Genomic DNA, 20,927 nt, shown 5'->3' with positions numbered 1-20,927 from the left:
CGCGAAAGCAAAAAAATAATTGAATAAAGAATACCAAAATATAAAAGTAATTGGCTTTGATGCAGATGATACACTTTGGGTGAACGAAACGTATTTTCGGGATGCAGAGTTAGAGTTTGCAAAACTTTTAGGTGGTTTTGAAACTGCTAATAAAGTAGATCAAGAACTTTTTAAAATGGAGATGAAGAATTTACCTTTGTATGGTTACGGAGTGAAAGGTTTTGTTTTATCTATGGTAGAAATGGCTTTAGAATTATCTAATTATACCATTTCGAATAAAACCATAGAAAAGATTTTAAACATTGGTAAACAAATGCTTAAGGAGCCAGTAGAACTTTTGGATGGCGTTGAAGAAACCTTGAAAGGCCTCTCTGGAAAGTATAAATTAATCGTTGCCACCAAAGGAGATTTATTAGATCAAGAACGAAAATTAGAGAAATCAGGATTGCTAGATTATTTTCATCATATTGAAGTGTTAAGTGATAAAAAAGAAGAAAATTATTCTAAACTATTAAAGCATTTAGATATCAATCCGTCCGAATTTTTAATGATTGGAAACTCATTAAAGTCCGATATTTTACCATTAATAAATATCAAAGCAAAGGCTATTCACATTCCGTTTCATACCACTTGGGCACATGAACAAGTAACCGAAAAAGAAACCAATGGTAAAGCATATAGAACCGTGAAAAGTTTAAAAGAAATTTTAAATCTAGTTTAGCAATTTGAAAAAGATCAATTTAGAAACATGGAATAGAGCAGAGCAATTTCAGCATTTTAATAAAATGTTTGATCCTTATTTTGGCGTTACTATTCCGTTTGATGTTACCAAAGCATATCAATTTTCTAAGGATAATGGCATTAGCTTTTTTGGTAAATATGTACACGCTTGCATGCAAGCCATGAATAGTATAGAAAATTTAAAGTATAGAATTATAAATGAAGAGGTAGTTGTGTATGATGTTATTCATGCATCTGCTACCATAATGAGAAAAGATAAAACATTCGGATTTTCTTTTATAGATTTTGATGAAAATTTAGCTGTTTTTTTAAATAATTTAGCTGAAGAAAAATTAAGGATTGAATCCTCTAGTAATTTATTTCCAGAAAGAAATGGATTAGATTGTATTCATTGTTCCGCAATGCCTTGGCTAAATTTTACAGGACATAAAGAACCGTTTTTTGGAGAAAAAGATTCTGTTCCTAAAATAGCATTTAGTAAAGTAAATAAAGATAATAATGCCTTAAGCATGAATGTAGCAATAGCGGTTAATCATGCATTGGTAGATGGTTACCATGTTGGTTTGTTTTCCGAAAAGTTTCAATATTTTTTAAATCAATAGGAATTTTAGTAATAGTATTTCTATTTTTGTTAAACAATTATAATAAATGAGTTATAAAAATTACCCAATGGTGTCCAGAATAGTTTATGGACGTGGAAGTTTTAATCAGTTAAATGACATTTTATCGCCTAAGCGAAACGGCGTTAAAGCACCATTTATATTTTTAGTAGACGATGTATTTAAAGGTAAAACTTGGTTAACCTCAAGAATTCCTTTGTCTTATGATGACAAATTAATTTACATCTCTGCCGAAGAAGAACCAAAAACTTCACAAGTAGATGAATTGGTAGAACAAATAATTTTGGACTATAAAGAAAGACCATCTGGAATTATAGGAATTGGAGGAGGAACCATTTTAGATTTAGCAAAAGCGGTAGCTTTAATGTTAACTAATAAAGGGGAATCTAAAGATTATCAAGGTTGGGATTTAATTAAAAATCCAGCAATTTATCATGTTGGTATTCCTACCATTTCGGGAACTGGAGCAGAAGTTTCTAGAACTACTATTTTAACGGGACCTGTTAGAAAACTAGGAATTAATAGTGATTACACACCATTTGATCAAGTGCTATTAGACCCAGAATTAACTAAAGACGTACCAAAAGACCAATGGTTTTATACCGGAATGGACTGTTTTGTACATTGTATAGAATCTTTAAAAGGAACGTACCTAAATGCATTTAGCCAAACGTATGGCGAAAAAGCTTTGGAGCTTTGTAAAGAGATTTTTCTAGAAGATACGCTAAGTGAGGAAGAAGCTGCAGATAAACTAATGATGGCTTCTTGGCATGGTGGAATGAGTATTGCATACTCTCAAGTAGGTGTAGCACATGCTATGAGTTATGGTTTAGGCTATTTATTAGGTGTAAAACATGGTGTTGGTAATTGTATCGTTTTTGAACATTTAGAAGAATATTATCCAGAAGGTGTTGCCATGTATAAGGAAATGCGAGAAAAACATAATATTACCATTCCTCAAGGTGTTTGTGCAGATTTAAGTGATAAAGAGTTTGATATCATGATAGATGTTGCCTTAAGTTTAGAACCTCTTTGGGAAAACGCTATAGGTAAAAACTGGAAAAAAACAATTACCAGAGAAAAGCTTAGAGCTTTATATCAAAAAATGTAATTTTTTATGCTGACAATTATATACAAATTTATATACTTTAAAATAATGAAATGGAAACTCGTAGGTGAGTTTCCTAAAGAGTTGAAGAAGTACGTGATAATAGCGGTACCGCATACCAGTTGGCATGATTTCTATATTGGATTATTAATCCGAAAAATTGCAAATACAAAAATTAATTTTCTCGGTAAAAAAGAAATATTCATATTCCCTTTTGGTTATTATTTTCGAGCTGTAGGAGGAAGGTCATTAGATAGAACTCCTGGTCAGAATAAAGTGGAAGCTATTGCTAAACTTTTTGAAACTAATGACGAATTACGATTAACATTAGCTCCTGAAGGTACTAGAGATAAAGTATCCGAATGGAAAACAGGTTTTTATCATATAGCAAAAGCGGCAAATGTGCCAATAGTAATGGTTACTTTCGATTTTGGAAAGAAACAAAACAAAATATCAGCACCTTTTTATCCTACAGATAATATGGAAGCAGATTTTGCCTTTATGCATAATTTCTTCAAAGGTGTAAAAGGTAAAGTATCCGATAAATCTTTTTAGCGTTAAAGTGAATTTTGAAGCCGTGATCCCCAAACGGAACTGCTTTTAGCACTACTAAATTTCATATGATATATTAAAATTTTAATATTCAAGTAGCGTCTTTTCAGGAAACAAGAAGTCATAAATATGGAATTAAAGAAGCCGAATCAAGTAATAAACATGGGAGGACCATGGATAGCAGATTTATACGTCGGTATTATATTCGTTTCTAGTATGTGGTTATGGACAACATTGTTTTAAAAAAAGAAAGCAGTATTATTTTCGTTGTAAAGTATCATCAAGTATCTAGATGGTAGAAAAATAACTTCTTTACTATTAACTCGTGGAATAATAAATTAAAGCTAGAAAGTGAGTCGAATGGTAAGCTTGATAGACTAATTTTTTTCTGAAGCAATAAGTAAAGATGAACTTGTTATGGATACCGGATTACATAGCTACACTAAAAAACATCTTCAATTTTCAATATAGATTGAAAACGCAAATTTCTTTACACAAAACCGATAACCGGCACTAAGGCTTTATTTTAAGTAGTAAAGAATCGTATTTAAACTAGAAATGAAACCTAAAGTAAAGCATACATGGGGTCCATTAAAAGGAACAGGTATCAAGTAATACATACTCATTTATATAATTTAAATAACTTTTTTTTATTAAACGGCAGTTTATCAGTGGTTTAGTTTATCCAATTTACACTTTAACAATATAACTTTAAACCGCTGACTTATAGCGCATTAAACAATGTTTAAGTGATCAATTCATTGATTATCAGCATATTATATTTGTATTGTTCGTAAGTTTTATTACATTTGTGCTTTCTTCCTAACTTTTTTAGCTGTATTTCCTAAAATACACATACTGACAATTACTAATACCTCTTTTAGTGGCATTAATTTTTAAAACCATAAACAATGGGAAAGAAAAAATCCACACCTGAAAAATCTGCTCCGAAAAAAAAGACAGTTTCAAAAAAGGTTACTAAAGCAGCATTAGAAAAAGTTAAAATGCGTAAAGAAAACCTTAGTAAAACCAAGTTCGTAACTGGTAAAAACGCCATTTTAACCGCATTAGAATCTGCTTCCTTTAGAAGTAAAAAATCGGTAACAGATGCCGTTAAAAAATGTAAGTATAAAGCGGTAGAACTTGCTCCAGCAGTACGGATGCTATTTAAAGAAAGCGAAAATAAAGCGGTTAAATTATCCGAATCCTACGCAAAAACCATTAAAGACCCAAAAGAGAATAGAGAATTCTTTCAAGGGGTTGCACAAATGGAAAGAAAAGAGCGATGTGCTGTTATTAAAGGCTATCGCAATGCAAACCAAGCAAGAGGTGTTGTACATGCCATGAGTCAATTGCCAAGACAACAATGCAGAACTATAATGCAAGATTTTGTGTTTGATAACAAAGGCAAAAAAGACGAAAAAGGTGTTAAAGAAGTTCTTTTTTGGCTTCGAGATGCTGGAGCACAAATGCGAAAGATAGAAGGGCAAACACCTGTTTTTCCAGATGGTGAAACCGATGATGCCGTTGTCGAGTTTTTTGAAGATGTAGCAGATGCAATATCAGATGCTGTCACTACCATTGTAGATGGTCTTACAGAGTTTTTTGAGGATTTGGTAGAGGCTATTTCAGATGCTGTTAATTGGGTGGTTGAAGAAGTTGCCAGTCTGGCAAGAGCATTAGTGGAAGCTGGAAAACAACTTTGGGAAATCTTAAAAGCTGCAGCAGAACTTGCTGTCAACCAAGTAAAAAAGTTTGTAGAAGCAATAAAACTTATCGGAAAATCATTTATTGAAATATTAGAAGATGTTTTTGCCTTTGCAAAAGAAATAATCGCATCTGTAATAGATGCCATAGATAAACTTGGCGAAATTTTTGCAGATTTATTAAGTTGGTTAGCAACAAAAACATACGAGTTTATTAAAGCGGGTATAGAAGCATTAATAAGCATTGGTAAAAAAATCGGTAATATTTTGGAACAAGCACTCCAGGCTAGTGTGGCACTAGTTAGAAACGTGGTTAGAGCGCTGATAGAAATTGGTGAAACCATAGGCTCTATATTAGTAACATTAATTACGCGTCCTAGAGATTTATTGAATGAAGTGGTTAGAGCTTTTGGAGAACTAGGAAATACTTTAGCAGATATTATTCAAGAAACAGTAAATGTAGCAGCAGATTTTGTTAGAGATGTTGTTAGAGCAGCGGCAGCAATTGGTACCGCATTAGTTGAGTTTACAGACTTTGTCATTCAAACTACAAAAGAACTGGCAACCAAAGTAGTAGATGGTTTATTAGCTGCTGGTCGAACTTTAGTCGAATTAATCGCCACTATAGCAAACAAAAGTATTGTTGCAATTAAAAAAATTGTTGAGGCTGCTTTCGAGCTAGGTAAAACTATGGTAAACTTTCTAAAAGATGTGTTTGATTTAGCTGTAGATTTATTAAAGGAGACCATAAAAGCTATGCTAGAAATAGGTAGAAAAATTGCCGAATTCACAAAAGCAATGGTAGAATTTACATACAGAAATGCTGCTAGATTTATTGAAGCTGCACTTGCTGCAGGAGCTACTATTGCCGATATTTTAGAATCTGTAATGGAAGAAACGTATTTCGTATTTAGAAAAATAGTGAATGGTGTATTACAAGCTTTAGGTCCTGTTGCAGATATATTTGAATGGCTAATTGCTAGAGGAGAAGATCTAGCTTCCGAAATTTGGAGACAAGCCGTTTTAGCAATTCGTTTTGTAAAAGAATCAATTACAGAAGTTATGGATTGGGCTTTAGAACAAGCAGATGCTATTTTTGATAGACTTTTAGAGTTAGTGGAAGATATTGGAAGTAGAATTTCTGAAGTGATAGATTGGGCAATCGCTGTTGGAGACGCTGCTTTAGAATTTTTAGGCGAAGCTACAGAACGAATAGGGAACTCCATTGGTTATGTCCTTAATTATTTAGAAAATGATTTTATTCCAGGTATTCGAAAGTTTGTGGAAGGTGCATTAAGAGCAGCAAGCGCAATAGCTGGTTTAATTGCTTGGGTTGCTAATAAAACCTTTGAAGTCATGCGAGAAGTTGTTATTGGTGCTTTGGCGGCAGGAATTGCTTTAGCTACTTTATTAACCGAAATTATGTTACATCCAGATCAAACACTCGATCTCTTTATTGCAGCAGCTAGAGATATAGGAAATTCTATTCAAGATATTTATCAATCCGTTTTAGATACAGGCGAAGAATTTTTAGAAGAAGTAACACAAACACTTAGAGAATTAGGGGAATCTGTTGAAGATATGCTTTCCGCAGCCTTTGAGGTAAGTGCCGGAATGCTAGGAGCTACAATTTCTATACTTTTTGAAATGCTAGGTACGTATAGAAGTTTAACAGCGGCAGAAGAAGCAGATGGTCGCTTTGTATTTGGAGATTCTATTGATTGGAATAATACTTTCATTGCAAAAGAAGGAGCATTAAATGATATTGTTTTTGGTGTGCAAGATTTTGTTACTGGAAATCCAAATTCACGAGCTTTTGTAACTGGAAACTTAATTAATTTTGATGTAGATGATGACTTTAGTAGAGGCACATTAATTCACGAATTAACACACGTTTGGCAAAACCAAAATGTAGGTCCTGTGTATTTAGCACATGCAATTGCAGCTCAAATACCAATAATAGGTACTGGTTATAACTATGGTTATAATGAAGATCCTAGCGATGTCAATATTAATATTCCTAATGCATTTCTTACGCCAGTTGGCACACCACCTTCTGTAAATATGAATAATGTTTCTCAAGGATTTTGGACTGGAGAAGGAGGAGAAACTGTTTTAGAAAACACCAATTCTATTACCGATTTTAATGAAGAGCAACAAGGTCAAGTTTTAATGCAATTCTTTGTTAGAGCACGGTTATTAGGACAAACAGGAGATGCTATTAATAGATTTCAACCTTTTGTAGATGAAGTTAAAGCAGCATAAAACCATTTTAATTGTAAAACCACAATTTTCTTCTGGTTCTAAATCGGAAGAAAATTTTACGTTGCTTAAAAACACATACATTAAGCATGATATAGAGGTGCATGTAATAGATTACGACATCAGACCAAGTTATAAGGAAATGCAAAGTCAAGTGCAAACAGAAGATGCCGTATTATTAATAGGTGATGCTACATGTTTTCCAAAAAACGCATTAAAGTTTCCATTTATTAAAACGATGGAAAACAAAAAAATACCGATTGCTTGGTTACCCATTAGAAATAGTAAGGATCTATTCACATTTTCTAAAACGATTCATGAAGTGCATGGTAGAAAACAAGAACAATGTGCTGTCGCATTACTTTCACAAAAACATCCTAGATTTGTAAGAATTGTAGATCGAATGGCTACTATTTTAGAAACACCAAATTTATTACCATACAAATGGAGTAGTGATTTGCTCTTTAGAGAAAGTATGATTGAAGGTCTGGAAAGCGGATTGGGTTTAGCAACTTATTTTGGTCATGGAAGACCAATTGGTTGGGTTGGTTATTATGGTTTGCGTTCGCATCATTTTGAAAATAAAAATTCAAAACCTATTGGTGCATTACTATCGCTATGTTGTAAAACAGCAAGTAGGAAAAACACAGAAATCTCTTTTTGTGAGCAATTGGTTTTAGATGGAAAAACAGCAGTAAGCTTTGGAGCAGTAGATAGTACTTTACACACAGATAATACCAGATGGTCTGTTGGTATTACAAAAGCTTTATTAAGTGGGGCAAGTACTATTGCTGAATTAATTATACAAGCAACACCAAAAAATCTTTCGTCGTATACACACTATCGGTTAATTGGCGATCCGTTAGCACCAATTTATTCTTCTAATGAAACCACATTATTCGCTAATAATATTAAAACATATCCATGAAAAATATAATAATAAATACGATTCTATCTCATTTTAGAGATGTGAAACCTAAGTTAGAAGTCGATTCTAATGATTCTAACTTTAAAGAAGAATTGGGTGTAGATTCTTTAGATATGGCAGAATTTGTTGCCAGAATAGAACAGGAATACAGAATTGAAATTCCAGATACAGATTGGTCGCAAATTGCTACGGTAAATTTAATGGCAGAATACATTCATAATGTCCATCACTAACAAAATAGCGGTTTCCGGATTAGGTGTTATTTGTTCCTTAGGAAATAATATAACCGATTTTTGGAAAGCTTTAATTAACGATTCCTGCGGCATTAAAAACTGGGAAGATTTAAAGAACTTAGATTTTAAATATACACATGCTAGTCGTGTAGGAAATATGGAATGTGATCCTTTGCAAAGAGGATTTCATTTTTCTATTTCAGCAATAGAGCAAGCCGTAAAGCAAGCGAATTGTTCCAACACCGAAAATTGGGGCTTGTTTTTAGGAACGACTATGGGAGAAAGCGCTGCTTTTGAAGCTATAGCAGAAAAAAATACAACGCTTAATCCGGAAGCATATACAGGTTTCGGAATTTGTAAACGTTTAATGAAAAAGTATCCAGAAATCACTAATTTTCAATGTTTTGCTACCGCTTGTGCGGCAGGGAATTATGCGCTTAAAGCAGGAATGGATGCGTTGCAAAAAGAAGAAGTTTCTATTGCAATAGTCGGTGGCGTAGATCCTTTTTCAAAAATAGCAATGACTGGATTTAGTAGGAGCAGAGCGATGAGCCCTTCCGGAGTTTGTAAACCTTTTGATATCCATCGAGATGGCATGATTTTAGGCGAAGGAGCAGGTTTTCTAGTTTTGGAAAAAGTAGAAAATGCGACAAAAAGAAACGCGAATGTTCTTGCTGTTTTAGATGATTGTGCTTTGTCTTGTGATGCCTATCATCCTACAGCACCAAAACCGGATTCTTCCGGAATTATAGATTGTTTTCAGCAACTTTTAAAAACAAATAATTTGAAGCCTTCGGAAATAGATTGGATTTCTGCTCATGGAACAGGAACCAAACTTTCCGATCAATCGGAAGCGCATGCAATTGCAAAAGTATTTGGTACTCATAAACCGTATGTTTCTAGTATTAAACCTAAAATCGGACATACTTTGGGTGCTTCTACAGCTATTGAAGCCATCGTTTCTGTACTTTCCATGCAGCATCAAACCATTCCACATACCTTAAATTATAACCATGCCGAATTTGATATTCTTATTCCGAAGAAACCCGTTTTAACCACAGTAAATAAAGTGTTGAATTGTGGTTATGCTTTTGGAGGACTGAATTCAATTACCTTATTTTCATCATGGAATTAAATTGGAACACATACGAAGCGCTAGGAGAATCGGAAGCAGATTTAGCAACGCAATTTGTAGATGCTATTTGTGCAAAACAGGATTTTGAGTTCTACGGAAATCAATCTGCTGTATATTTTATATCGTCTAATGCTGGAACTTTTTCTTCTATTGCTTTTTGGGAAAACGCTCTAGAACATAGTCCGCGTTTTGCTAATCCTGGAATCTTTCCTTGGACACTCGCCAATGCAACTTCTGGATATATTGCGAGAAGATTTTCTATCACCGGACCTAACTATACGATTATAGATAATACCATTAACGAAGCACAATTGATTTCTAGTTTTAAAATGGATGCATTAAAATATTCCTTAAAAAATGCCATTTGTGTGCATTGGGAATTAAAAGTAGAAAAGGAACTACTTGCAGTAATTGCTAAGTGCTGTATTATTTTGGCATAATATTTGAAAATATAGAAATGTAGTACACTAGTGAAACATAAAGTAAACGATACGTCCCTAAAAAGAAACATTAGCTAGCTACTTACAAAAGCTACTTGAATAGAAATTCAAGTAGCTTTTTTTAATTCGTTTCTTCTGGTGCTACCTTAAAATTTTTCATATCATTTAAAGGTTCTAGAACATTATATTCTGCCCAGATAGATGCATCGTACGTTTTAGAATCTTCAAAATCGATTCTCGTTTTTTCGGTATAACCATTATAATTACTAGCTTCCATATCTTCTCTTGAAATGACTAAAAGCTCGGATTTTCCTTTAAAGGTTCCTTCAATTTTAAAGTTAAAAGAAACTTTATTTCTGGAGTTATCATTTTCAATAAACTTAATTGGTCGATTTACATAAAAGTAGCGATCTACTTGGTTATTTATATAATTAGGATAGTAATAATTGTCCGCATCTTTTTTATACACGACAATTCCTCTTCGATTTTTTTCAACGTATTTTACGCCAAATAACAATCTTAAATTAAGTTTGTCTCCAATTCTATTTTCATAGAAGGTATAATCGGTTCGAATAACAGCAAAGGTTTCATTAGAAACATACATGGTTCCTGTATATAAAGCAGAAGATCTTTTAGGTTTAAATTCTATAATATAAACCATTTCGCTGTCTAAAAAAGTGACATCTTTAAGAGAATACTTGTACTTTCTAGTGTTGGTAACAAAATCTAATTTGGCATCCGGGTTCGAAAAACTACTATTCTTTATCATGTTAAACGTTTCGTTTTTTGCATATCGAAGCGTATTCACGGTATCTTGTCTTTTCTTAATTTCTTCTTTATTTACTGTAGCAGAATCGGTTATTTTAAAAAAACCAGATTTAACGGTATACATTTTGTCTTTATCTAAATGTTTCATAACGATATTTTGTCCGCGTTCTGCTATACTTTCCATCGATTGATCGTTCTTTTCATCCCGTAAGCTAATTGCTTTTTCTACATCTAGTTTGGCATTATCTTTATCCAAAATCTTTAGGGAGCCTACAAAATCTGTGTATTGTTTTGATTTATTATTTACTAAAGAAGTTTCTAATTTATCAAAATCATCATTGAATGCTTGCAGTTGCTTTTTCTTAAAACCAGTAGATTTTTTAATTTCAAAATCTGCTAAATCACCTATTACATAATCTGTTTTCCTGCTAAAAACTTTAAATTCATTGCGGTCTAATCTGTAATTGCTTTTTAAGTTAGCATTCACATAAAATAGTATAGAATCTGCAGATAGTGCGGTATGGTTTAAAAATACTTCGGAAAGTTCATTCATCTTTTCCTCTAATATATATGCTTTAGAAGTGAAGTTTTCAAGGAGCAATCCATTTTTTTTAAAACCTAAACAGGAAATTTTAACGGAATCTGTTGCTGCAAACCCTTTGGTGTCAATAGAAAAACTTCCTTCTTCATTAGAGATAACGCCATAATGTTCGCCAATTTGAATGGTTGCAAAAGGGATTTCCTCGTTGGTAGAAGATAGAACTTTTCCAGAAACGGTTTGTCCTTGTATATTATAAAAACTGAAAATACTAAGTGAAAGAAAGAAAAGGATATTTTTAAATTTCATAGACTTGCTTTTTATTAAAACGATTTACGATATATAATGTTACAAAAAAAACCTAAACAATTTGCTTAGGTTTTAAAAAAAAATCGAAAATTTTCTATATTTTTATTCTTCCGTAGATTCTTCCATGGTATGATATACGTTTTGCACATCATCATTATCATCTAATTTCTCTAGAAGCTTTTCTACATCTGCAGCTTCTTCTGGAGTCAATTTTTTAGTTACTTGTGGTATACGTTCAAAACCAGAAGAAAGAATTTCAATACCTCGAGATTCTAATTCTGCTTGAATAGCACCAAAACTTTCAAAAGGAGCATAGATTAAAATACCATCATCATCTGCAAAAACTTCTTCTGCACCAAAGTCAATAAATTCTAATTCTAGTTCTTCCGGATCTAATCCTTCCGCTTCAATTCTAAAGTTACAAGTATGATCAAACATAAACACTACAGAACCTGAAGTACCTAAACTACCATCACATTTATTAAAATAGCTTCTTACATCGGCAACGGTACGCGTATTATTATCTGTTGCAGTTTCTACTAAAACAGCAATTCCGTGCGGTGCATACCCTTCAAAAATCACTTCTTTATAATCGCCAAGACTTTTATCACTTGCTTTCTTAATAGCGCGTTCTACATTATCTTTAGGCATGTTCACGGCCTTTGCATTTTGAATAACCGCTCTTAAACGCGAATTACTTGCCGGATCAGGACCACCTTCTTTAACAGCCATAACAATGTCTTTACCAATACGTGTAAAGGCTTTGCTCATAGCAGACCAACGTTTCATTTTACGTGCTTTACGAAATTCAAAAGCTCTTCCCATTAAAAATATATGTTTTTAGTTTCCACGATTCCCGATAACTACAGGAAGGAAACTTATTAATTAAATTGTTTGAATTACAAATATAAAAATTACAATCGCAAACTGCAACAACTGTGGTTTAGATATTTTAATATGATTGGTTTTATAAGGAGTTATTTCACAACGTTTTCCAAAGTACCGCATAGATGTACCATAAAACAAGACTAGTTTGCATGCTTTACTCTAGAGAAGTGGATTGCTAAATGTATACTATTTTTAAAGTTGAAGTGCGCACTGCTAACTGCGATTGAAAACGGTTAATTAATCTTCGTCTTCGGGAACAACAATGGCATCAATAGCCTTAACAAGTTTGAAATCTTTTTTTGTTACGCCGTTTACATCATGTGTAGATACCGTTATTTTTAAAATATTATACACATTACTCCAATCTGGATGGTGATTTTGGGCTTCGCACTCAAAAGCGATTCTACTCATGGCACTAAAGCAATCTTTAAAGTTATCGAATTCAAATTCTGCATGAAGTGCATTGTCAAAATAGTCCCAATCTGGAAAATGTAATAATCGTTTTTCTATATCTTCTGCTGAAATTTTTTCCATTTTTATTGTTTTATAATGCACTACAAAATACTCATTTTTAAAACATCCTTACTCTGTATTTGTAAGTTTTTTGGTAAAAGGTTATCCTTTGGTAAAACAGCCAAATATCTATCGTCATTAGTAGTGTACACTTGTTTGTAAACGGGTTGATATAATACGAGAGAAGCTACAATTTCTTTTATAAACTCATCATGATGTATTAAATCGGTGCTTCCTAGATGGAAAATCCCGGACTTACTTCTGTTAATGATATAATGTATTTGCTGTGAAAGTTTATAGTCTGTAGTTACGTTTATTATTAAGTTAGGAAAAACCTCTATCGGTAATTTCTCTTTTAATTGCATTTTAATCTCTTCGACTCTAGGAGAGCCTTGTCCAAAAACCATTGGAACTCTTAAAATTGCCCATTTTTTTTTGGGTAAACGCATGAGCATATTTTCAATTTTAATTTTAAAATGCCCATAAATACTAGAGCTTAATGTTTTGTCTAGCTCGTAACTAGGATAGTTTTTATACGCATCAAATACGTTTGCAGACGATAAGAAAATGATTTTGCAATCGTGATGTTGTACATATTCTGTAATGTGTCCATGTGCTATTGTTTGCGTTGCAAAGTTTCCGCGAAGCGCTGAAATAATAATACTAGGTTTTGTAGCTTCTAATATTTCTACCACGTCATCTTCTTCGTGATTATAGTGAAAAAATTGTTTGTTTTTTTCGGAAGCTGTATTGGATGTGACATAAGTGCCAAAAACTCTAAAATAGGCGTAGAGCTCTTTGTAAACAGCATTACCAATAAAGCCATTAACACCAAGAACTAGTATTTTATGTTTTTTTTTATCCAACATTATTGGGGCAATTCTTTAAAAAATTGAAAGTTTAGTTTTGGTCGTAAAAGCTTCTAAAGCTTGCATACCAATTTTAGAATTTCCTTTTGGATTTAGTCCAGGAGACCAAGTGGATATAATGAAATTATTTGGGAGCAAGGCTACAATGCCACCTCCAACGCCACTTTTTCCTGGCAAACCAACCTCGAATGCAAATTCACCAGCTTCATCATAAAATCCGCAAGTAAGCATAATAGCATTGATACGTTTTATTTGGCTAGCCGTTAGCCATTCTTTATTTTGCAGGCATACGCCATGATTAGCGAATAAAAAGAAAGCATTTGTTAATTGCTCACAAGTCATTTCTAAAGCACATTGATGAAAATAAAAATCTAAGACATCTTCAACGTTATTTTTTAAATTTCCAAACGATTTTAAAAGATTAGCAGCAGCATAGTTATTAAAACCTGTTGCTTTTTCTGAAGCTGTAACGGCCTCATTATAATCGATAGTTGGATCGTTTGCTAAAGCGCGAACAAAGTGTAAGAAATCCTCTTTTGGGTTTTCTAATTGTGACACCAAAATGTCTGCAATAACAATCGCTCCAGAATTTATAAATGGATTTCTAGGAATTCCATTTTCAAGTTCTAGTAACGATAATTGATTAAAAGGATCGCCAGAAGGCTCCACGTCCATACGTTCCCATAGCGCATCTCCTTGTAGTTGAAAAGCCTTAGAAAGCGCAAATGCTTTAGAAATACTTTGAATAGAAAAAGGCGTTTTAGCTTCACCAACCGAAAAACTTTCTCCAGAGATTAGTTGTAAATGGATACCAAAATTATTGGCATTTATATGCGATAATTCAGGGATGTAATTTGCGACCAATCCACGATCTATTTCTTGTTTTAAATCGTTGTGGATGGTATTAATTACCTCTTGAAAATCTATCATATTTAACCTTTATAAAATGGTAATTTTACAACCGTTGCTGGAATCGCATTTTTACGAATCTGTATGTTTATCTTACTGTTTACATCTGCAAAAATAGTTGGTACATAACCCAGGCCAATTCCTTTACCAAGCATCGGACTCATAGTTCCAGAAGTAACATTACCAATCTTTTTACCTTGACCATCTACAATATCATAGCCTTGACGAGGAATTCCTCTTTCGTCTAATTGGAAAGCAATAAGTTTACGTTCTGAACCTCTTCGTTTTTCATCTGCTAAAGCTTCGGAATTTGTAAATTCTTTAGTGAATTTTGTAACCCATCCTAAACCAGCTTCAATAGGAGAAGTAGTATCATCGATATCATTTCCGTAAAGACAATATCCCATTTCCAAACGCAGTGTATCTCTTGCAGCAAGACCAATTGGCGTAGCTCCAGCTTCGGTAACTTTATCCCAAATTTGTTTTACTTCTGTATTTTTACAATAAATTTCAAATCCGCCACTTCCGGTATAACCAGTAGCAGAGATAATCACGTTTTCAATACCTGCAAAATCGCCAACAACAAAATTGTAAAATTTAATAGCAGCCAAATCATGACTAGTAAGGCTTTGCATCGCTTCTACAGCTTGAGGTCCTTGAATTGCTAGTAAAGAATAGTCTTCACTTATGTCACGCATTTCTGCATCGACTGTATTTTTAGAGGAAATCCAATTCCAATCTTTTTCAATATTACTAGCATTAACCACTAATAAATATTGTTCTTCTTTCAGTTTGTAGATAATTAAATCGTCTACAATTCCGCCATCATCATTAGGGATACAACTGTATTGCGCTTTGCCAATAGTAAGTTTGCTTGCATCATTACTACATGCTTTTTGAATTAACGCAAGTGCATTAGGACCAGAAATTAAAAATTCTCCCATGTGACTTACATCAAAAACACCAACACTTTTTCTAACCGTTTCGTGTTCTATGTTTACGCCTTCGTATTGTACAGGCATATTGTAACCAGCAAAAGGAACCATTTTTGCTCCTAGAGCTTCGTGTGTAGCAGATAATGCAGTGTTTTTCATAAAGAATATATTTTTTCATTTCCGTTGGGACGGAAATCTTGATTATTTAATTATTGAATAACAAAAGTATTGAAAAATTTTGAGTTGGTTTTAGGAATAGCAATAATATGGAGTTAAAGTTTTTTTGAAGTAAAGTTTTGAGTTTTTGAAATTAAAGGAATGAATACGATGCTATAAAATCGTTTTAATGTTTTCTTTCAACAGTTCCTTTAAAATGGAAATTCTGTAGTTTTTTCGAGAAAGTTAAACCACTATTTTTTTTGCCAAGGAAATTTACCTTCTAATTCTACTTGTAGCGAAAGACTTAAAAATGTTCTAATAAGAACAATTAGCCCTAAAATAGAAACAGATTTTAATGATGGCTCTGTAACCACTGTTGCCATAATATCTGCTGCAATTAATATTTCTAATCCTAAAAGAATGGATTTCCCAACAGATTGTCTAAGTGCTATATAACTGACCGCTTTTTTACTTTTGATTAAAAAAATAAATTTTCCAATGGCGAATATGGAACCAAAAAAAATGGTTAGCACTCCAATTGCTTCCATTATTGTTGCAACATAATCGATGTATGTTTTAATATTTTCCATCTAATTGTTAAGGTTCTGTTTTATTATGTATCTCTTTTTAGACGCTATAATATCGCTTTTATAATTTAGAATTGCAATTTATTTAATCTCCAATTCTTTCTGTTTTTACTTGCATAAACTTTGTTTGATATTAGCAGTCGGAGGTAAGTCTGTAAATGCTTTTTAATACATAAGAGACTTCTAAAACTTTCTATTTGGTCAGTGTTTTGTATACTTCATCAAAAATTTCTGGTTTATCTGCTAATACAATTAGTGTGTCATCAGCTTCCACTTTGGTTAAACCATTTGGAATAATATAACTTTCGCCTCTTTTAATCATTGCTATAATTGCATTTTTAGGAAAGCCTAATTCTATGATTTTCTTATCTACCGCAAAGCAGTCTTTAGATATGATAAGCTCTTTCATTTCTGCTTTAGGGTTTTCCGTTAGAAGCAAATCGGTATCGGTAAATTTCTTTTGTGTTTCTGGTAATCCCACACCTAACCATTTTGCAACAATAGAAAGTGTGGTTCCCTGAATTAAAATAGAAGTAACCGAAATGAAAAATACAATATTAAAAATCATGTGTGCTTTATCTATTCCTGCTAAAAGCGGATAGGTAGCAAACACAATAGGAACGGCACCACGTAAACCAACCCAAGAAATATAAAACCTTCTTTTCATTTTCATCTTAAAAAACATAAGACTTATAAATACGCCAATAGGTCTAGCAACAAGGATTAAGAATACGGAGATAAGTAATCCGATACCCATATATGGAATTATTTGAGAAGGGAAAACGAGTAAACCAAGCGTAAGGAATAATACAATTTGCATTAGCCAAGCTAAACCATCAAACATTTTTAAGATAGTTTTTTTGTGTATTAGGTCTTGATTTCCTAAATAAACGGCACAAATATAAATGGAAAGAAATCCGTTACCTCCTACAAAGTTGGTAGCAGAAAATGTGATAAACATCAAGGCTATTACTAAAACAGGGTAAAGCCCTTCAAAATCTAATTTTATTTTATTGATTATATATTTACTAGTAACGCCAAAAGTTATACCCAAAATACCACCAAAAATCATTTGTTGTAAAAACAATGGGATAATAGATAGAAAACTTTTGTCTTGATTAATAACTAAGGTTAGAAAGGCTATTGTAAGTACATAGGCCATTGGGTCATTACTTCCGCTTTCTAACTCTAAAGTGGGTCTTAAGTTGGTTTTAAGTGCAAGACTTTTAGAACGTAGAATGGAAAATACGGCAGCAGCATCTGTAGAAGACACAATAGAACCTAATAATAGGCTTTCATAAATAGTGAAATCGGTAACAAACCATACAAAAGTACCGAGAGAAACTGCTGTAAATAATACACCTAATGTGGATAACGCAATTCCTTCTCGAAGAATGGGTTTTACAGATTTCCAATTGGTATCGAGTCCTCCTGAAAACAATATAAAATTTAGCGATACAATACCAATAAATTGGGCAAGTTTTGGATCGTCAAAACGAATACCTCCAATACCGTCAGATCCTGCTAGCATTCCTATTCCTAAAAACAGTAATAAGGTAGGAACACCAAACTTATAGGAAGTCTTACCTGCAAAAATGCTGATAAGAAGTAAAAAAGAGCCAACTAATAGTATATTTTCAATCGTTAAATTCATGCATTTTTCTTTTTGAAATCAAAAGATAAAGATACTGCTAGTTCTCTAAAAATCCATAAAAAAGGAGCACTTAACTTATGCGATTTTTCGACGTAATTGGAATTTGTTTAACCTACGAGTTGCATACTATAACTTTACCACCAAACCACAAAAAATTTTAGGGTTTCCCCATTTGTTTTTTTTAACCAACATAAAGGGGCTTTTTCTTGATTTAAAAGCGGTTTTAATTCCTTAGAAAAAGTATTGTACGATTGCCAGGAATCATGTGTTGGAATATCGATTAGCCAATCTCGTTTATCGGGAATAAAGAAGGTGCAATCTTTAAATTCTTGAAGCTCTTTTTGGGTAATATAAAAGCCTTTAACACAAGAAGCATTTATCGCTTTAAAAGGAATATTCTGGTTGTGAAAAGGAACAAATAGTTGTGCTTTAAAACTGACGCGTTGTTGGATTTCTTCCACTTGTAAACCTAGTTTTTCTAGTACAGGTTTTGTGCAAGTATGATAGAGTAGTGGTAATTGCTTTTCTTCTAGCTTGGCTAATTTTTGTACAAGGCTATCTTTTCTATTCGGACCAATCCAGTGGTCTATTTCTTTAGTCCCAACAGTTTCATCATACAAGTAAAATTTATAGATAATTTCTAAATGAATGATTTGTTCGTCCTTTTTAAGAAGACAATCTATTTCTCCAATAGTAAGCTTCCCGTTTTGTATCTGAATGTTTTCGATTAAAATAGAAACGGTTTCGTCTTGTTTTAATTGCCGACTAACAAAACGTTCGACTAATTTGCCAAGTCTTAATTTAGGTGTTTCTGAAGCATTTAAAATAGCGATTGTATTAGAGATTTCTAATTGTTGCATTTCAAAATCCGAAGTATTTAACCACAAATTTGGTGTGTTTAGAAAACCTAAATATTGTAATGTTATGTCTTTCATCTATATTAAAATCGCTTTGTGAATTTTATTTGTCGTCTAGCAAAAGTATTGAAAAAGAAGGAGATGTTTGTGAGAAATATAAGCGTATAGCAGAAGTATTAATTTTTTATTAGAGGATATTAAACTTAAGTTAAAGGGCTCATATTTTTTGGTTTTGGGCATTTTTATAGATAAGTTAAAGTATGGAAAATATTTTAGTAGCAGGTGCAAATGGCACTACAGGAAAAAAAATAGTTAATCTTTTAAAGGAATCTCTATATTTTAACCCAATAGCAATGGTTAGAAAAGAGGAACAACAAGCTTATTTTAAAGCAAAAAATATAGATACCGTTTTAGGAGATTTAGAAACAGATGTTTCTCATGTATTTAATAATTCTAAAAGCATCGATAAAGTAGTATTTGCTGCCGGTTCTGGTGGAAAAAAAGTAGTCGAAGTAGATCAAGAAGGCGCCAAGCGATTAATAGATGCTTCTAATAAAAATGCTGTAAAAAAGTTTGTAATGCTAAGTTCTATGGGAGCAGATCAACCAGAAAAAGCAGAACAATTACAAGACTATTTAAAAGCAAAACATAATGCGGATGTATACTTGAAATCTAGCGGATTAAATTATGCTATTGTTAGACCAGGTGCATTAACAAATGGCGAATTAACGAATGCCATAGATTTGGAAGAAAAATTGAATACCAGAGGAGAAATAAGTAGAAATGATGTTGCGCAAACATTAGTGCGTACGCTTAATGATGACGTTGCAAATAATGTCACTTTCGAAATCATAAAAGGCAACACATTAATTGGTGATGCCTTAAATAAAGTATCTTCTGTTAAAGCGTGATTAGCCTTTTAATAAAAAGGACTTTAAACCATCGTAGCTGCCAATTTTGGTGGCTACTTTTGTTTTTCCCATTACCGCTTGAATTTGTTTTGGTAATGCTTGTTTTTCTAGGATAACTTCTTCTACAACATCTAAAAACTTAGTTGGATGTGCTGTTTCTAAAAACACGGTATGTGCATTTGGGTTTTCCTTTAAATATGCTTTGCAACCTAAATAACCAACAGCGCCATGCGGATCTGCAACATAGTTATAGTTGTTGTAAATTTCTAACATGGCTTCTTTCGTTTCTATATCTGAAAAACTATAAGAAGAAAGGTTGTTTTTTAGGCTATCGAAATTGTTTTTATAAATTTCTTGAATACGAATGAAATTACTCGGATTACCAACATCCATGGCATTACTTATCGTTTGTACCGATGCTTTCGGGTTGTATTCTTCGGTTTGTAGATAATTAGTAACCACATTATTTTGGTTATTGGAAGCTATAAAATGTTTAATTGGTAAACCTAATTTTTGTGCCATCATTCCTGCGCAAACATTTCCAAAATTCCCACTAGGTACAGAAAAAACAATGTCTTTGTGTGTTTTATGTAATTGCTTGTATGCAAACATAAAGTAGAAAAGTTGTGGTAACCAACGTGCAACATTAATAGAGTTAGCAGAAGTTAATTGCATTTTACTGGTTAGTTCTTCATCTAAAAAAGCACGTTTTACCATGTCTTGACAATCATCAAAAACACCATCTACTTCTAAAGCTCTAATGTTTTGCCCAAGCGTGGTAAGTTGCATTTCTTGTATATCACTTACTTTTCCGGAAGGATATAATATCACTACGTTTACACCTTTAACGCCAAGAAAACCGTTTGCAACAGCGCCTCCAGTATCTCCAGAAGTTGCCACCAAAACAGTAACTTCGTTGGTGTTATCTTTATTAAAATAGCCTAAACATCTTGCCATAAATCGAGCACCAACATCTTTAAAAGCCATAGTCGGACCATGAAAAAGTTCTAAAATCGAAATATGATCGTTTAGCTGTACCACAGGAAAATCGAAAGAAAGTGTTTCTTCAACTATTGTTTTTAAAACGTCCTCCGGAATTTCTGGATAAACAAATTGTTTAATGGCTGTAAAAGCTATTTCCGAATAGGATAAGTTATCTATATTATCAAAAAAAGCTTTTGGTAAAGGTGTAATATTCTCAGGGAAATATAATCCTCTATCGGGAGCTAATCCTTTTATTACTGCATCTTTAAAAGATGTATTTGGTGCTTTTTTATTTAAACTATAGTAATTCATTTCCTTTTA

The 20,927-nt window shown here is 32.8% G+C and carries 20 protein-coding genes; 10 read left to right on the top strand and 10 right to left on the bottom strand.

Annotation, left to right across the window (positions count from 1 at the left end):
• Window positions 1–19: 19 nt before the first annotated feature.
• The 9 genes from ACVCXO_RS13665 to ACVCXO_RS13625 all read left to right on the top strand — a co-directional run bounded on the left by ACVCXO_RS13665 (window position 20) and on the right by ACVCXO_RS13625 (window position 9,725).
• Window positions 20–721, top strand: coding sequence for an HAD family hydrolase (locus ACVCXO_RS13665; protein WP_452230145.1), 702 nt, complete (start codon window positions 20–22; stop codon window positions 719–721).
• Between the two features lie 4 nt (window positions 722–725).
• Window positions 726–1,343: a CatA-like O-acetyltransferase gene (locus ACVCXO_RS13660; RefSeq protein WP_452230144.1), complete on the top strand. Its 618-nt coding sequence runs from the start codon at window positions 726–728 to the stop codon at window positions 1,341–1,343.
• Window positions 1,344–1,389: 46 nt separating this feature from the next.
• A complete protein-coding gene (locus tag ACVCXO_RS13655; RefSeq protein WP_452230143.1) occupies window positions 1,390–2,472 on the top strand; it encodes an iron-containing alcohol dehydrogenase family protein in 1,083 nt (360 codons plus the stop codon).
• 45 nt (window positions 2,473–2,517) lie between these two features.
• Window positions 2,518–3,024: a 1-acyl-sn-glycerol-3-phosphate acyltransferase gene (locus ACVCXO_RS13650; protein ID WP_452230142.1), complete on the top strand. Its 507-nt coding sequence runs from the start codon at window positions 2,518–2,520 to the stop codon at window positions 3,022–3,024.
• A 908-nt stretch (window positions 3,025–3,932) separates the two neighbouring features.
• The gene (locus ACVCXO_RS13645) at window positions 3,933–6,992 is read left to right on the top strand and encodes a phage tail protein (RefSeq protein ID WP_452230141.1); all 3,060 of its coding nucleotides are present in this window, start codon (window positions 3,933–3,935) and stop codon (window positions 6,990–6,992) included.
• Window positions 6,973–7,917 carry a C25 family cysteine peptidase gene (locus tag ACVCXO_RS13640; protein ID WP_452230140.1) on the top strand — a complete coding sequence of 315 codons (945 nt, stop codon included), beginning with the start codon at window positions 6,973–6,975 and terminating at the stop codon, window positions 7,915–7,917. The genes ACVCXO_RS13645 and ACVCXO_RS13640 overlap by 20 nt, the downstream gene beginning before the upstream one ends.
• Window positions 7,914–8,150: an acyl carrier protein gene (locus ACVCXO_RS13635; protein WP_452230139.1), complete on the top strand. Its 237-nt coding sequence runs from the start codon at window positions 7,914–7,916 to the stop codon at window positions 8,148–8,150. Before ACVCXO_RS13640 ends, ACVCXO_RS13635 begins: the two co-directional genes overlap by 4 nt.
• Entirely contained in the window at window positions 8,137–9,285 is a 1,149-nt protein-coding gene (locus tag ACVCXO_RS13630) for a beta-ketoacyl-[acyl-carrier-protein] synthase family protein (protein ID WP_452230138.1), read from the top strand. Before ACVCXO_RS13635 ends, ACVCXO_RS13630 begins: the two co-directional genes overlap by 14 nt.
• The gene (locus ACVCXO_RS13625; protein ID WP_452230137.1) at window positions 9,276–9,725 is read left to right on the top strand and encodes a hypothetical protein; all 450 of its coding nucleotides are present in this window, start codon (window positions 9,276–9,278) and stop codon (window positions 9,723–9,725) included. Before ACVCXO_RS13630 ends, ACVCXO_RS13625 begins: the two co-directional genes overlap by 10 nt.
• 121 nt (window positions 9,726–9,846) lie before the next feature.
• On the opposite strand, the gene ACVCXO_RS13620 is transcribed toward ACVCXO_RS13625, so the two are convergent.
• From ACVCXO_RS13620 to ACVCXO_RS13580, 9 genes are all read right to left on the bottom strand, one after another.
• The gene (locus tag ACVCXO_RS13620; RefSeq protein ID WP_452230136.1) at window positions 9,847–11,340 is read right to left on the bottom strand and encodes a carboxypeptidase-like regulatory domain-containing protein; all 1,494 of its coding nucleotides are present in this window, start codon (window positions 11,338–11,340) and stop codon (window positions 9,847–9,849) included.
• Window positions 11,341–11,442: 102 nt separating this feature from the next.
• Complete coding sequence (locus ACVCXO_RS13615; RefSeq protein WP_203459004.1) at window positions 11,443–12,165, bottom strand: YebC/PmpR family DNA-binding transcriptional regulator; 723 nt, start codon at window positions 12,163–12,165, stop codon at window positions 11,443–11,445.
• 300 nt (window positions 12,166–12,465) lie between these two features.
• Entirely contained in the window at window positions 12,466–12,762 is a 297-nt protein-coding gene (locus ACVCXO_RS13610) for a 4a-hydroxytetrahydrobiopterin dehydratase (protein ID WP_452230135.1), read from the bottom strand.
• Window positions 12,763–12,782: 20 nt separating this feature from the next.
• A complete protein-coding gene (locus tag ACVCXO_RS13605) occupies window positions 12,783–13,610 on the bottom strand; it encodes a sugar nucleotide-binding protein (protein WP_452230134.1) in 828 nt (275 codons plus the stop codon).
• Between the two features lie 15 nt (window positions 13,611–13,625).
• On the bottom strand, window positions 13,626–14,540 hold the full coding sequence (locus ACVCXO_RS13600) for a glutaminase (protein WP_452230133.1): 915 nt from the start codon (window positions 14,538–14,540) through the stop codon (window positions 13,626–13,628).
• A gap of 2 nt (window positions 14,541–14,542) precedes the next feature.
• Window positions 14,543–15,613 (bottom strand): glycine cleavage system aminomethyltransferase GcvT, encoded by a 1,071-nt coding sequence (gcvT, locus tag ACVCXO_RS13595; protein WP_452230132.1) that lies wholly within the window; start codon window positions 15,611–15,613, stop codon window positions 14,543–14,545.
• 251 nt (window positions 15,614–15,864) lie between these two features.
• On the bottom strand, window positions 15,865–16,203 hold the full coding sequence (locus ACVCXO_RS13590) for a DUF1622 domain-containing protein (protein WP_452230131.1): 339 nt from the start codon (window positions 16,201–16,203) through the stop codon (window positions 15,865–15,867).
• A 190-nt stretch (window positions 16,204–16,393) separates the two neighbouring features.
• Window positions 16,394–17,854, bottom strand: coding sequence for a potassium/proton antiporter (locus ACVCXO_RS13585; RefSeq protein WP_452230130.1), 1,461 nt, complete (start codon window positions 17,852–17,854; stop codon window positions 16,394–16,396).
• A 134-nt stretch (window positions 17,855–17,988) separates the two neighbouring features.
• Entirely contained in the window at window positions 17,989–18,789 is an 801-nt protein-coding gene (locus ACVCXO_RS13580) for a DUF1853 family protein (RefSeq protein ID WP_452230129.1), read from the bottom strand.
• A 182-nt stretch (window positions 18,790–18,971) separates the two neighbouring features.
• Here ACVCXO_RS13580 and ACVCXO_RS13575 point away from each other — a divergent pair, with 182 nt between their 5' ends.
• The gene (locus tag ACVCXO_RS13575) at window positions 18,972–19,622 is read left to right on the top strand and encodes an SDR family oxidoreductase (protein WP_452230128.1); all 651 of its coding nucleotides are present in this window, start codon (window positions 18,972–18,974) and stop codon (window positions 19,620–19,622) included.
• On the opposite strand, the gene thrC is transcribed toward ACVCXO_RS13575, so the two are convergent.
• Entirely contained in the window at window positions 19,623–20,918 is a 1,296-nt protein-coding gene (gene thrC / locus ACVCXO_RS13570) for a threonine synthase (RefSeq protein ID WP_452230127.1), read from the bottom strand.
• Window positions 20,919–20,927 lie beyond the last annotated feature (9 nt).

It is taken from the genome of Lacinutrix sp. MEBiC02404, assembly GCF_053601575.1.
Note: the sequence above shows the minus strand (reverse complement) of the source record. Positions and strands in the feature narration are given on the sequence as shown.

Excerpts from the sequence above, each read along its gene's own strand:
- ACVCXO_RS13655 (WP_452230143.1), top strand. The coding sequence starts at position 1,390 with ATGAGTTATAAAAATTACCCAATGGTGTCCAGAATAGTTTATGGACGT.
- ACVCXO_RS13650 (WP_452230142.1), top strand. The coding sequence starts at position 2,518 with ATGAAATGGAAACTCGTAGGTGAGTTTCCTAAAGAGTTGAAGAAGTAC.
- ACVCXO_RS13645 (WP_452230141.1), top strand. The coding sequence starts at position 3,933 with ATGGGAAAGAAAAAATCCACACCTGAAAAATCTGCTCCGAAAAAAAAG.
- ACVCXO_RS13640 (WP_452230140.1), top strand. The coding sequence starts at position 6,973 with ATGAAGTTAAAGCAGCATAAAACCATTTTAATTGTAAAACCACAATTT.
- ACVCXO_RS13635 (WP_452230139.1), top strand. The coding sequence starts at position 7,914 with ATGAAAAATATAATAATAAATACGATTCTATCTCATTTTAGAGATGTG.
- ACVCXO_RS13630 (WP_452230138.1), top strand. The coding sequence starts at position 8,137 with ATGTCCATCACTAACAAAATAGCGGTTTCCGGATTAGGTGTTATTTGT.
- ACVCXO_RS13625 (WP_452230137.1), top strand. The coding sequence starts at position 9,276 with ATGGAATTAAATTGGAACACATACGAAGCGCTAGGAGAATCGGAAGCA.
- ACVCXO_RS13620 (WP_452230136.1), bottom strand. The coding sequence starts at position 11,340 with ATGAAATTTAAAAATATCCTTTTCTTTCTTTCACTTAGTATTTTCAGT.
- ACVCXO_RS13615 (WP_203459004.1), bottom strand. The coding sequence starts at position 12,165 with ATGGGAAGAGCTTTTGAATTTCGTAAAGCACGTAAAATGAAACGTTGG.
- ACVCXO_RS13610 (WP_452230135.1), bottom strand. The coding sequence starts at position 12,762 with ATGGAAAAAATTTCAGCAGAAGATATAGAAAAACGATTATTACATTTT.
- ACVCXO_RS13605 (WP_452230134.1), bottom strand. The coding sequence starts at position 13,610 with ATGTTGGATAAAAAAAAACATAAAATACTAGTTCTTGGTGTTAATGGC.
- ACVCXO_RS13600 (WP_452230133.1), bottom strand. The coding sequence starts at position 14,540 with ATGATAGATTTTCAAGAGGTAATTAATACCATCCACAACGATTTAAAA.
- gcvT (WP_452230132.1), bottom strand. The coding sequence starts at position 15,613 with ATGAAAAACACTGCATTATCTGCTACACACGAAGCTCTAGGAGCAAAA.
- ACVCXO_RS13590 (WP_452230131.1), bottom strand. The coding sequence starts at position 16,203 with ATGGAAAATATTAAAACATACATCGATTATGTTGCAACAATAATGGAA.
- ACVCXO_RS13585 (WP_452230130.1), bottom strand. The coding sequence starts at position 17,854 with ATGAATTTAACGATTGAAAATATACTATTAGTTGGCTCTTTTTTACTT.
- ACVCXO_RS13580 (WP_452230129.1), bottom strand. The coding sequence starts at position 18,789 with ATGAAAGACATAACATTACAATATTTAGGTTTTCTAAACACACCAAAT.
- ACVCXO_RS13575 (WP_452230128.1), top strand. The coding sequence starts at position 18,972 with ATGGAAAATATTTTAGTAGCAGGTGCAAATGGCACTACAGGAAAAAAA.
- thrC (WP_452230127.1), bottom strand. The coding sequence starts at position 20,918 with ATGAATTACTATAGTTTAAATAAAAAAGCACCAAATACATCTTTTAAA.